A 12,822-nucleotide genomic window follows, 5' to 3' on the forward strand; every position below is an offset into this window, starting at 1 on the left:
TTCCCCTCGGTCGATCTACCCTCCCTGACGTGCGGACGTCGTCAAAGGGTTGGGTGTTGCGGCGAGAAGAGTGCGGGCGATCAGGGCGTGACCGGCCGCGTCCGGGTGGTCGCCGTCGGCGGCGAGCAGGCCGGTGATGTCGCTGCTGTCCTCGAACGGGGTGTAGATGTCGACGTACGTCGCGTCGTCCGCGCGGGCCGCGGCCGCGATCGCGGCGTTGGTACGGACGGTGAGCTGGTCACTGGCGATCCGGCCGCTCGGGGTGTACTGGCGTTCGGCGACGTCGCCGTCCTTGAAGACGTTCCAGTACCCGGTCATCAGGATCGTGGTCGGGAGCCCGGCCCGCAGGACGTGGATGCGCTCGAGGATCTTGCCCAGGTTGGCCTGGAGCTGCTCGAACTCGTCGGACACGCAGTCGCCGGTGCACTGTCCGCTGGTGACGTCGTCGTGGTGGTCGCCGAAATCGTTGGCTCCGATCGTGATCAGTACGACGTCGGCCGCGGCGGTGGCCTGCTCGGCGGGCGACTGGTTCAGCAGTTGCAGCAGGCCGTTCGAGTCGATGCCGGCGACGCCGAGGTTGTTGACGATCACGGACCCGCCGGAGCGGTCGTGGAGCAGGTCGCCGTACATCTGGGGGAACGCGGAGCAGTTGCAGTTGTGGCCGGACGTGACCGAGTCGCCGAGCGCGACGACCCGGACCTGACCGGCAGCCTGGGGCTGCGGCCGGAGGACCTCGCTGATCGTGTCGGCGCTGCTGATCGCGGTGACGATCGCCAGGACGACCAGACCGATCGCGAGTCGTCGGAGTGTCTGGATCACGCCGTTTTCGTGTGCCTCGTTCCGTGATGAGGGCTCGCCGGGAGCGCGAGCTGGTTCGCCAGCCAAGGATAGGCCGTGGCGAACGCGGGGGCGGCGAACTGCCACACGTGCGTGCCGGGCGAGATCTCGACCCGGGACCAGATCCCGACCTTGGCGGCGGCCGTCGAGAGCTCCTCGGCCTCGTGCTGGTGACGCAGCTCCTGGGTGCTGGTGAGGAACAGGCCGTTGACGTTCGTGTACTTGCCATGGGCACGCATCACCAGCAGCGGCTCGTTGGCCTGCTCGAGCGCCACGTTGCCGCCGTACAGGTCGTGCAGGCTGGCCGCGGGCGTGGTCGTGTACGGCGCGAGGTCGCCGGAGATGTCGACGAAGTGGTCGAAGACGTCCGGGTGCTCGACGACCAGGTCGATGGCGCAGGTGCCGCCCATCGAGAACCCGGCGACGGCCCACTGCCGCGGGTCGTGCGAGGCGCCGAAGGTCTTCTCGACGTAGTGCGGGATGTCCTGGTCCAGGTGGTCGGCGGAGTTCCCGCGCGGGCCGTTGACGCACTCGGTGTCGTTGTCGAACCGCTCGGTCGCGTCGACGAAGACCAGGATCGGCGCATACCCGTGGTGCCGGTGCGCGTACGCGTCGGACACCTGGATGGCGTTGCCGAGCCGCACCCAGTCGCCCGGACCGCCGCGCTCACCGCCGATGAGCTCGACGACCGGCAGCGCGGGCCGGTGGTCACCGCGGAACCAGATCGGCGGCAGGTACACCAGCTCCTGCCGGTGCTTGAAATGGCTGTATGTCGCCGGGATGTTCACAGCGACCAGCCGCCCGGCCGGCGGCAGCTTCGTCGTACTGGCCGTGTGGGCGAGACCCGACATCGATACCTGACCCGGCAGCGGTGTGTCGGTCCAGTCGTTCACCGCGGAGTCGATCGTCGGGTAGTAGCCGACGAACTGGTTGATCCCGTTCGCGCACACCAACGCAGCCAGTGCCGCCGCGACCACCGCCGTACCCCGCCGCCACCACCGCGCCGTCCGCCACCCGGCCCCCAGCACGATCAACGCCGCCACGGCCAGCCCGAACCACAACCACACCGAGAACGGCAACGGATCCGTCAACCCGATGAGGGCGGCCCCCGGGTACGCCGCGAACAACGTCACGAACACGGCCCCCAACGCGACAACCGGCAACCTCCCCAGCCGCCACCGCCGATCCCGCCACCCCACGGCAGCAACCAACGCACCCCCCGCCACCACATCCAGCACCGCCGGAAACCATCCCCCAAGCAGCGACACACTCATCCAACCCCTCCAAGCCGACTAGACCCAAAGGCGAGACGCCCAGCACCGCCGACAGGTTGGCATCTCAGGTCGGAATCTGTTCGGACAGCTGCGGCCGAACGCTCGCGAAGCGCGGGTCGGCGTCGAGTCCGCCGCAGGCCTCGATGTAGGACCGGAGGAAGCGGGCGCCGACCGTGGGCCAGGTCCGGGCGACGTACATCGCGTCCTCGAACTCGATCGCCGCGAGGGCGTAGTCGGGAAGGTCCTCGAACATGCCTGCGACGTCCGCCTCCACGGTCCAATGGCCCGGCTGCTCGGTTCGCAGATACGTGACGAACTCGGGTGTGAAGTAGCCGGCGTTGAGCCGGAACGGCAGCTTGCGGACCACCCGGAGCTCCAGGTGCTTGCGGAAGTCGCGCAACCGCGCCGCCGTCGCCTCGTCGGCCTGCTGCTCGGCACGCCAGAGGATCGCGATCACGGCCGCGGAGTTGTTGGCTTCGACGGCCATGATGAAGCCGCCCAGAGCCGGAATCTCGTCCAGGAGGGCCGGCTTGGCGGCCACGACGGCCGCGAGCTCGGCGCTGAGCCGCAGGTGCTGGTCCGCCGGGGGAGGCAAGGCTCGTGCCAGCAGCTTCTTCACCAGCGGGTCCGGCAGGTCGCCCGCGGTCCGCGACAGCTGGATCAGCAGGGCTCGCCGGAGGCTGCTGTTGAGCGGTTCCTCCGAGACGACGACGTCCTCGTACAAGTCCTCGTCCCACGGCAACATCCCCTGGAGGCCGGGGGTGCCGGTGGCAGTGAAGTGGATCTCCGAGAGCTGGCCGATCGCCGTCAGGTCCGTGACGCTCCATTGCTGACCGCCGTCGGTGGCCAGGTGTCCGGCGATCAACTGGGCCATCGTCTCGCGTTCGCCGACGAGCTCGGCCTCCTGCACATCAGGGTTCGACCAGGACGTCGTGCGTCGCTCCAGCGCCAAGTCTTCGGCGTCGGCGGTCCCCAGGGTCTCGATGACGCTGAACCAGGCCTGATGATCCAGCCCCGCACGCCACAGGCGGACGCAACGCTGCCAGCGCTCGAGGGAGTCGCCGGTCAGGGCGGTGATCGGCACCGGCTTGTCGTCCAGGACGACGCGGAGCAGCACGAGGTTCGCGGTGTAGGCGGCGCGGCGGCGTACGGGGTCGTAGGGGAGCGGGCCGTACAGGTCGTCGGCGGTGTCCGGGCGGTTCAGGTGGGCGCGCAGGAGCTGGGTGATGGTCTCGAGGAGGGACCGGCGGTCGGCCGGGGCCAGTTCGCAGACGAACGTGAGGGTCGGCTGACGGGTGCTCAGTGGCTGATGGCTCAGCAGACGGCGAAGGAAGCTGTCGTCCAGATCCCCGCCGGCGGTGAGCGCAGGGTCGCCGGCCTCGACCTCGCGGTACCGCGTCAGCCGGGCGAGGTGCTGCAGCACGAGTTCCGCGACCAGGTACTCGCCGAAGGTGGCGTGCAGGAACTCGTACGCGCTGCGCTGTTCCCGATCGGCGCGGGGGTTGTGGACGAACATGAACTCGCCGAGGACCCGGTCGGCGGAGCTCAGCGGCTGGACGGCCGGCGACGTACTCGTGGCTGCTTCCAGGGCGGTCAGGTCCGCGTTGAGTTCGGTGTCGGTGATGTGCTGGCGGCCGCGGTTGAACATGCCGAGCGCGGCGTACTGGAGCCGGCGGCGTTGTTGATGCTCCAGGAGCTTCTGATCCGCTTCCGAAAGGTCCGGGGCGGTCTTCTCGGTGACCTGGCGGCTGATGAAGCGGTCGATGATCCGCTGGTAGAGCTCGCTCTGGGTCAGGTCGGCTCCGCCGAGTTTGCCGGTGCCGAGTTCGGCGAGGTAGACGGCGAGCATGAGCAGCAGCAGCGGATGGCAGGTCAGCTCGCTGACCTGGGGTGACTCCGTCATCTCGCCGAGCTCCAGCGGCGCGAAGTCAGGGTCCGCGCCGTGGGCCGCGTTCCAGGCCGCCAGCCATTGCCCGACCCGCTCGCGGTCGAACTCCCGGAGCTTGATGATCGGCGTCTCCGGGGCGATGTCGGCGCGGTCGGCGACGACCGTGCGGGACGTGACGATCACCGACGTCGGCGTACCCAACGTGCGGGCCCGCTTCTGGAACGCCTCCACCTTCGTCAGGTACGCCGATTGCGTCGCCCCGGTCGCCTGGACGAGCTCGTCGAAGCCGTCGAGGAGTACGACGAGGCGGCACCGGTGCGGGCAGGCCGCCGGATCGTCGCAGTCCTCGCACGAGCCGCACTCCTGGCGCAGCTCGTCCAGGTCCGCCTGAGGCCGCTGGAGCGTACGTTGCAGCTCCTTGTTGATCTGGATCGTCAGGTCGTCGTCCGGGTTGATCGACCGCAGCGGCACCCGTACGACGGCAAACGCATCGGCCGGCAGCTGTGCCGCCAGGACCTCGGTCAGCAACGACTTCCCGGCGCCCGGATGACCGAGGAGCAGCAAGGGCCGACGGGCGCCTTCAGGACTGGCCAGATAGCTGGCGAGGTAGTCGACGAGCGACGAATGCTCCGGCCGCAGCGACCACCAGCCCTCGTCGGCCGGACGCGATCGGTGATCTGCGACGGCGTGGTGGAACGACGGCTCGACGAAGCCGTCCCGGACCGTCGGCGATGCGACGGATCGGGTCCGGGAGCGGAGCAGCGGTTCGTCGAGGATCTCGCGGGCCGCGAGCGACAGCTTCTCGCGGTAGCTGTTCCGCGGCGCGGGCGTCCCCGGCATGACCATGGCCAGCATCGTGTGCAGCTCGCCCAGGGCCTTCGACTGCGCGCGGACCAGCTCGCGGGTCGCCGAGAACTCGTTGAGTGTCACCCATAGGCCGAACGGAGCGGACGGGCTGAGCTCGAGCATGCGGCTTCGGTAGAGCCAGGCGGCGCGTTCGACGATCGCGTCCAGGAGGCCGGAGGACGGGGTGGGGGCGAGCCGGGTCCACGCCTCGAGGCCGGTGAAGAAGTCGAGGCAGCGGCGGCCGAGGTGTTCGTAGTACGGCTTCAGATTGCGCTCGAGGTTCTCCTCCATCCCGAGCTTCGGCGACGACAGCGGTACGGCGACGTCGAAGAGGTCGTCGTGATCGGCCTCGGGTACGTCGAGGAGACGCCGCCGTTCCGTGTCGGTCAGGGCGAGGTCGCGGTAGACAGGTCCGATGATGTGCTGCAGTGCGTCGAAGAACGAGGAGACGGCGGTGATCGTGTGGGCGGTGGCGATCAGCTCGAGCTGGTTCTGGTCCTTCGTGCCGCGCAGCCGCTTGGACAGCTCGCTCACGGCTGCGTCGAGCAGGCTGACCGCCTCGTTCTTGGGGTCGACCAGCGAGAGCCAGGCCGCGGCCGTGATCCCGGCGACCGGGCCGCCGACGACCGTCGCCGCGCCCGCCCCGGCGAAGATCGCCGTACCGAACAGGCGGTCGAGCACCGAGCGGCTCCGCCGGTCCAGGTCGAGCACGGACAGCGCACCGCGGAAGGTGTAGGGCGACAGAGCCACTGGCGGGAGCTCCTCGGACGAGTCGGACGCGGAAGGTCAACCTATCGTCGTCGCCGACCAGCCTGAAGTTCTCCTTGAGTGATCAGGGTATCACCGTGTGTCGCAGCCCGGGTGGCGGGAATCGGCGTTCGACAATGTCGAACGGTGGGCGTTGTCTCGTCCGGTTGTCGCTCCTAGATTCCAGCCAGCCGTGGTCGTCACGGCGTGGAAGGGAGGCCAAGCATGGCTACGACCGAAGCGGTCAAACCTAGAACCCTTCTGGGGGAGTGTTCGGCGGAATTCGCCGGAACGTTCATCCTGATCCTGTTCGGTGTCGGGGTGGTCGCCCAAGTGGTGGCGGGCGGCATCGGGGATCACGACTCAATCTCGTGGGCCTGGGGAATCGGCGTCATCATGGGCGTCTACGTGTCCGCCCGGCTCAGCGGTGGCCACATCAATCCCGCGGTCACGATCGCGCTGGCGGTCTTCCGCGGGTTCGCCTGGCGGAAGGTGCTGCCATACATCGGGGCGCAGTTTCTGGGCGCGTTCGCGGCGGCTCTGGTGGTCCGCTGGAACTACTCCAAGGTCCTGCACCACTTCGACCCCGGACTGACGATCAAGAGCCAGGGCGTCTTCTCCACCCTCCCGGGCAACGGCAACGTCGAGCTCGGGGCCGGCATGTGGAGCGGATTCCTGGACCAGGTCATCGGCACGGCGATCCTGATGCTGGTCATCCTGGCCCTCGTCGACCTGCGCAACACAGCACCCGCGGCGAACCTCGGCCCGTTCATCATCGGCCTGCTGGTCGTCGGTATCGGGATGGCCTGGGGCACCCTGGCCGGGTACGCGATCAACCCGGCGCGTGACTTCGGTCCGCGGTTGGCCTCCTACCTGACCGGTTACGGAGGAGCGTTCAAGGACCAGTTCGGAGATCCGTATTTCTGGGTTCCGATCGTGGGACCGATCATTGGGGCGCTCGTCGGCGGTCTGCTCTACGACCTGCTGGTCGGCCGGTACTTGCCGGTGGGCGACGCGGACGAGGAACCGGGACGGGTTCCCGAGGAGGAGGCGACAGCATGATGCAGCGCAGCACCGCGCTTTGTGAGGAGAGGACTTTCCATGGCTGACTTCGTCGGTGCCGTCGACCAGGGCACCACGAGCACCCGATTCATGATCTTCGACCACTCCGGCAACGCGGTGGGCATCCACCAGCTGGAGCACGAGCAGATCCTGCCGCAGGCGGGGTGGGTCGAGCACAACCCGGTGGAGATCATGGAGCGGACCAACTCGGTGATCCGGACCGCGTTGAACGCGAACAACCTGCAGGCCAGCGACCTGGCCGCGCTCGGCATCACCAACCAGCGCGAGACCGCGGTGGTGTGGAACCGCAAGACCGGTCGCCCGTACTACAACGCGATCGTCTGGCAGGACACCCGGACCGACCGGATCGCCTCGGCGCTGGAGCGCGAGGGCAAGGGCGACGTGATCCGGCAGAAGGCCGGTCTGCCGCCGGCGACGTACTTCTCGGCCGGCAAGGTGCAATGGATCCTGGAGAACGTCGACGGGGTCCGCGAGGCCGCCGAGGCCGGTGACGCCGTGTTCGGCAACACCGACACCTGGCTGCTGTGGAACCTGACCGGCGGCACCGAGGGCGGCGTCCACATCACCGATGTGACGAACGCCAGCCGGACGATGCTGATGAACCTGGAGACGCTCGACTGGGACGACGAGCTGATCAGCTTCTTCAACATCCCGCGGCAGATGCTGCCGGAGATCCGTCCGTCGTCGGACCCGAACAAGTACGGCGAGACGCTGGCCAACGGCCCGGTGGGCGGCGTGGTGCCGCTGACCGGCGACCTCGGCGACCAGCAGGCGGCGACCGTCGGCCAGGTCTGCTTCAACCCGGGCGAGGCGAAGAACACCTACGGCACCGGTAACTTCATGCTGCTGAACACCGGCACCGAGCTGGTCCGGTCGAAGGCCGGTCTGCTCAGCACGATGTGCTACAAGTTCGGCGACGAGGCGCCGGTCTACGCGCTGGAGGGCTCGATCGCCGTGACCGGGTCGGCCGTGCAGTGGCTGCGCGACCAGCTGGGCATCATCTCGGGTGCCGCGGAGATCGAGACGCTCGCCAAGCAGGTCGAGGACAACGGCGGCGTGTACTTCGTGCCCGCGTTCTCCGGGCTGTTCGCGCCGTACTGGCGGTCCGACGCACGCGGGGCGATCGTCGGGCTGTCGCGGTTCAACACCAACGCTCACCTGGCGCGCGCAACACTGGAAGCGATCTGCTACCAGAGCAAGGACGTCACCGACGCGATGGAGAAGGACTCCGGCGTGCGGCTCGACGTACTCAAGGTCGACGGCGGTGTGACGGCCAACGAGCTGGCGATGCAGATGCAGGCCGACATCCTCGGCGTACCGGTGAGCAAGCCGGTCGTCGCGGAGACCACGGCACTGGGCGCGGCGTACGCGGCCGGTCTCGCGGTCGGGTTCTGGAAGACCAAGGAAGAGCTGGTCCAGAACTGGAACGAGGACAAGCGGTGGGAGCCGCGGTGGTCCGACGAGCAGCGCGAGCAGGGGTACGCCGGCTGGCAGAAGGCCGTGCAGCGGACCCTCGACTGGGTCGACGTCGACTGATCGTCAACGGAAGAACGAATTCGGAAGGAAAAGCACTGTGGCTGTAGTTGCTCTGTCACCGCAAGCGAGAGCCGACGCGATCGACGCGATGGCCGACGGACGCGAACTGGACGTCCTGGTGATCGGTGGCGGGGTGGTCGGCACCGGGTCGGCACTCGACGCTGCGACCCGGGGTCTGACCACCGGACTGCTGGAGGCGCGCGACTTCGCGAGCGGGACCTCCAGCCGGTCCAGCAAGCTGATCCACGGCGGCCTGCGCTACCTGGAGATGCTCGATTTCCGGCTGGTGCACGAGGCGTTGCAGGAGCGCGGTCTGCTGCTGCAACGCCTGGCGCCGCACCTGGTCAAGCCGGTCCCGTTCCTGTACCCGCTCCAGCACCGCTGGTGGGAGCGGTTCTACGCCGGCTCCGGCGTCGCGCTGTACGACGGGATGGCGGTCAGCTCCGGGTACGGCGCCGGCCTGCCGATCCACCGCCACCTGACCCGCCGCGGCGCGATGCGCCTGGTCCCGTCGTTGAAGAAGTCCGCCCTGGTCGGCGCACTGCAGTACTACGACGCCCAGGTCGACGACGCCCGTCACACGATGGAGCTCGCGCGCACGGCCGCGTCGTACGGCGCGCACGTGGCGAACCGCGTCAAGGTGACGGGCTTCCTGCGTCAGGGCGAGCGGGTCACCGGCGTGCAGGCGAAGGACCTGGAGAGCGGTCGCGAGTTCGAGGTCCGCGCGAAGCAGGTCGTGAACGCGACCGGCGTCTGGACCGACGACACGCAGGCGATGGTGGGGGAGCGCGGGCAGTACCACGTGCGGGCGTCGAAGGGCATCCACCTCGTCGTACCGAAGGACCGGATCCAGTCCAGCACCGGGATGATCCTGCGGACGGAGAAGTCCGTGCTGTTCATCATCCCGTGGGGCCGGCACTGGCTGATCGGCACGACGGACACCGACTGGCATCTGGACAAGGCGCACCCGGCCGCGACGAGCAAGGACATCGAGTACCTGCTCGACCACGTGAACGCCGTGCTGACGACCCCGCTCACCCGCGAGGACGTCGAGGGCGTGTACGCCGGACTGCGGCCGCTGCTCGCCGGTGAGTCGGAGAGCACGTCGAAGCTGTCCCGCGAGCACGTCGTGGCGCACAGCGCGCCGGGTCTCGTGGTAGTTGCCGGTGGCAAGTACACGACGTACCGGGTGATGGCGAAGGACGCGATCGACGCGGTCGCCGACGCGCTCGACGGACGGGTGCCGAAGAGCGTGACGAAGAACATCCCGCTGGTCGGCGCCGACGGGTACCACGCGTTGTGGAACCAGCGCCACCTGATCGCGCAGCGGTCCGGTCTGCACGTGGCCCGGATCGAGCATCTGCTGAACCGGTACGGCGCGCTGATCGAGGAAGTACTGAAGCTCGTCGAGGAGGACCCGTCGCTGGGCGAGCAACTGCCCGGCACCCAGGACTACCTGAAGGCCGAGATCGTGTACGGCGCGAAGGCCGAGGGCGCTCGTCACCTCGACGACATCCTCGCCCGGCGCACCCGGATCTCGATCGAGGCCTGGGACCGCGGCGTCGGCGCGGCGGAGGCCGCGGCCCGGCTGGTCGCGCCGATCCTGGGCTGGGACGAGGAGACGATCGAGCGCGAGGTCTCGTTCTACACCCGGCGAGTCCAGTCCGAACGCGACTCGCAGGACCAGCCCGACGACGAGTCCGCCGACAAGGTCCGCCTCGAGGCCCCGGACATCGTCTCCCCAGCCTGACCCCCGGACGGGGAGGACCAACGCGGTCCTCCCCATCCGTCTGTCAGCCGTTCGCGACGGTCACGACGTAGTTGGCGCCGTCGTCGGTGAACGTGTAGTCACCGGGACCGTTGATGGTCTTGGCGCCGAGGTTGTCGTCGTCGTCCGGCCAGTCACCCTCCATCAGCGTCAGCACCTTGCCCTGCGGGACGGCGACCCGCTGCACGTCCTTGCTGTCGCCCGTGGTCATCTGGACCGGTCCCCAGATGGTGGCGCCGTCGACCACGAGGTACGCGTCGTCCGCACCGGTGTTGTCTTCCTGCTCGTTGCACTTGATGTGGGTGATCACCAGACCGGCCTGCGGGCTCACCGGGCCTGCTTGGGCGATCACCGGAGCGATCGCGACCGAGGTGAGACCCAGTGCGGCCGCGGCCACGATCCTGCGTACTGAAGACATCAGCTTTCTCCTCCCGAGTGGTTGAGCTCAGGACGCTAGGCAACCGGTGTATCAAGCGTTTGACAGCCACATCACGGCTGACACTCTTCGCCCCTGCCCGAAAGGGTTGCTAAAGCTCCTGGTCCTCGGGCCGGATCCAGTTGAAGGTCCGCTGGACGGCGGCCTGCCAGTTCGCGTACTCCGTCTCGCGGCGGGCCGGATCCATGTGCGGCATCCACTGCCCGGCGCGGTGCCAGTTGCTGCGCAGCCCTTCCAGGTCGGGCCAGTACCCGACGGCCAGGCCGGCGGCGTACGCGGCGCCGAGGGAGACGGTCTCGGTCACCATCGGGCGTACGACGCGAACGTCGAGCAGGTCGGCGAGGAACTGCATCAGCAGGTTGTTCGCGGTCATCCCGCCGTCGACCTTGAGTGCGGTCAGCGCGATCCCGGAGTCCGCGTTCATCGCGTCGACGACCTCGAGCGTCTGGAAGCCGGTCGCTTCGAGGACCGCACGCGCCAGATGGCCCTTGGTGATGTACCCGGTAAGCCCGGCGATCACGCCGCGCGCCTCGCTGCGCCAGTGCGGTGCGAACAGGCCGGAGAACGCCGGCACGATGTACGCGCCGCCGTTGTCCTCCACCGTGCGCGCCAGCGTCTCGATCTCTGCCGCGGTGTGGATCATCCCGAGCCCGTCCCGGAACCACTGCACCAGCGACCCGGTCACCGCCATCGAGCCTTCCAGCGCGTACGACGCGGGCTGGTCACCGATCTGGTACGCGACCGTGGTCAGCATCCCGTGCTTCGACCGGACGATCTCCTGCCCGGTGTGCAGCAACAGGAACGAACCGGTGCCGTACGTGCACTTCGCCTCACCGGCGCTGAAGCAGGTCTGACCGAACAGGGCAGCCTGCTGGTCGCCGAGCGCGGCACCGATCCGGACCCCGGGCAGGACCTCGGTCGCGGTCGCGAACACCCCGGACGACGGGCGGATCTCCGGCAGGATCGCCCGCGGTACGTCGAACGCCTCGAGCAGCCGATCGTCCCATTCGAGCGTCTCGATGTTCATCAGCATCGTGCGGCTCGCGTTGGTCACGTCGGTGGCGTGCAGCCCGCCCTTCGCGCCGCCGGTGAAGTTCCAGATCAGCCAGCTCTCCATCGTGCCGAACAGGATCTCGCCGCGCTCCGCGCGCTGCCGCAGCCCCGGCGTGTGGTCGAGCATCCACTTGATCCGCGGCGCCGAGAAGTACGTCGTCAGCGGGAGACCGCACAACTCCGCGAACCGGTCCGGGCCCTCGGTGCCGGCGAGTTCGGTGACGAGCCGGTCGGTCCGGGTGTCCTGCCAGGTCACCGCATGCCCGATCGGCCGGCCGGTCAGCCGGTCCCAGAGCAGGCTGGTCTCGCGCTGGTTGGCGATGCCGATGGCAACGATCTGGGACGGCGAGGCGCCGATCTGCTTGATCGCCGCGGGCACCACCCGGGTGACGTTGTTCCAGATCTCGCCGGCGTCGTGCTCCACCCACCCCGGCCGCGGGAACAGCTGGTGGTGCTCACGTTGCGCCACCGACACCAACCGCCCGCGCCGATCGAACAGGATGCACCGCGTCGAGTTCGTCCCCTGATCCACCGCAGCCACATACTGCTCAGCCATCTCCCCACCCCCCGATCACAGTCATGCTTCCGCCCGGAGGTCGCGGGCGATGGCCTCGGCGGTGGCGCGGACCATCGTGACCAGGTCGGCGCGGTGGCGGAGGCGGCTGTCGCAGATGCGCTCGACCCGGCCGGCCAGGCCGACGGCACCGACGACCAAGCCGCCCAGGCCGCGGATCGGGGCGGCGATACTCGCCAGCTCGACCGTGTGCTCCTCGAACTCGCTGGCCCAGCCGCGGGCTCGGACAGCCGCGAGCTCCTCGGCCAACCGAGCTGGATCAGTGATCGTCCTCGTGGTGAACGCTTCGAGGACCCGCGGCCGAGAGGCGCCGCTGGCGTCGTACGCGAGCACTGCCTTGCCCAGCGCAGTCGCGTGCGGCGGCAGCGTCGTACCGACGTCGAGGTCCTGGTCGCTGTCGTCGGGCCGGAACACGTGGTGCACCACGACGACCTTGCCCTCGACCAGGCGGCCGACGCGAACGACCTCGCCGCTGCGGGACGCCAGCGAGTCGGCCCAGTTGATCGCACGGCTGCGGAGCTCGTTCGGATCGAGGTAGCTCTCGCCGAGCCGGCCGAACGCGTCGCTCAGGTGATAGTGCGCGCCGCTGCGATCCTGCTCGACGAAACCGACCTGGTGCAGGGTCCGCAGGATTCCGTGCACGGTCGTCTTCGCCAGGCCGAGGGCGTTGCCGAGGTCGGCGACCCCCAGCCCGTCAGGCGCGGCGGCGAGAAGTCGCAGCACCGCCGCGGCCCGCTCGATCGACTGCACAGTCCCCGGCACAACGGCAGATTACCTGTG

9 protein-coding genes are annotated in these 12,822 nt (G+C 68.9%); 3 read left to right on the forward strand and 6 right to left on the reverse strand.

The window, feature by feature from the left end:
- Nucleotides 1-15: 15 nt before the first annotated feature.
- The 3 genes from ABT313_RS20195 to ABT313_RS20205 all read right to left on the reverse strand — a co-directional run bounded on the left by ABT313_RS20195 (nt 16) and on the right by ABT313_RS20205 (nt 5,595).
- Nucleotides 16-819, reverse strand: coding sequence for an SGNH/GDSL hydrolase family protein (locus ABT313_RS20195; RefSeq protein WP_350855717.1), 804 nt, complete (start codon nt 817-819; stop codon nt 16-18).
- Entirely contained in the window at nt 816-2,111 is a 1,296-nt protein-coding gene (locus ABT313_RS20200) for an alpha/beta hydrolase (protein WP_350855720.1), read from the reverse strand. The genes ABT313_RS20195 and ABT313_RS20200 overlap by 4 nt, the downstream gene beginning before the upstream one ends.
- A 64-nt stretch (nt 2,112-2,175) precedes the next feature.
- Nucleotides 2,176-5,595, reverse strand: coding sequence for an NACHT domain-containing protein (locus ABT313_RS20205; protein WP_350855723.1), 3,420 nt, complete (start codon nt 5,593-5,595; stop codon nt 2,176-2,178).
- 222 nt (nt 5,596-5,817) lie between these two features.
- On the opposite strand from ABT313_RS20205, the gene ABT313_RS20210 reads away from it, so the two are divergent.
- The 3 genes from ABT313_RS20210 to ABT313_RS20220 are packed head-to-tail and all read left to right on the forward strand — an operon-like array spanning nt 5,818 to nt 9,961.
- Nucleotides 5,818-6,654: an MIP/aquaporin family protein gene (locus tag ABT313_RS20210; RefSeq protein ID WP_350855726.1), complete on the forward strand. Its 837-nt coding sequence runs from the start codon at nt 5,818-5,820 to the stop codon at nt 6,652-6,654.
- 39 nt (nt 6,655-6,693) lie between these two features.
- Nucleotides 6,694-8,211, forward strand: coding sequence for a glycerol kinase GlpK (gene glpK / locus ABT313_RS20215; RefSeq protein ID WP_350855729.1), 1,518 nt, complete (start codon nt 6,694-6,696; stop codon nt 8,209-8,211).
- Nucleotides 8,212-8,248: 37 nt separating this feature from the next.
- Complete coding sequence (locus ABT313_RS20220; RefSeq protein WP_350855732.1) at nt 8,249-9,961, forward strand: glycerol-3-phosphate dehydrogenase/oxidase; 1,713 nt, start codon at nt 8,249-8,251, stop codon at nt 9,959-9,961.
- Between the two features lie 43 nt (nt 9,962-10,004).
- Here ABT313_RS20220 and ABT313_RS20225 read toward each other — a convergent pair whose 3' ends face one another.
- From ABT313_RS20225 to ABT313_RS20235, 3 genes are all read right to left on the reverse strand, one after another.
- On the reverse strand, nt 10,005-10,397 hold the full coding sequence (locus ABT313_RS20225) for a hypothetical protein (protein ID WP_350855735.1): 393 nt from the start codon (nt 10,395-10,397) through the stop codon (nt 10,005-10,007).
- A gap of 109 nt (nt 10,398-10,506) precedes the next feature.
- Nucleotides 10,507-12,024 (reverse strand): glycerol kinase GlpK, encoded by a 1,518-nt coding sequence (gene glpK, locus ABT313_RS20230; RefSeq protein WP_350855738.1) that lies wholly within the window; start codon nt 12,022-12,024, stop codon nt 10,507-10,509.
- A gap of 21 nt (nt 12,025-12,045) precedes the next feature.
- Complete coding sequence (locus tag ABT313_RS20235; RefSeq protein ID WP_350855741.1) at nt 12,046-12,804, reverse strand: IclR family transcriptional regulator; 759 nt, start codon at nt 12,802-12,804, stop codon at nt 12,046-12,048.
- Between the last annotated feature and the right edge of the window lie 18 nt (nt 12,805-12,822).

It is taken from the genome of Kribbella sp. NPDC000426, assembly GCF_040300265.1.
In the GTDB taxonomy this organism is placed as follows: Bacteria; Actinomycetota; Actinomycetes; order Propionibacteriales; family Kribbellaceae; genus Kribbella.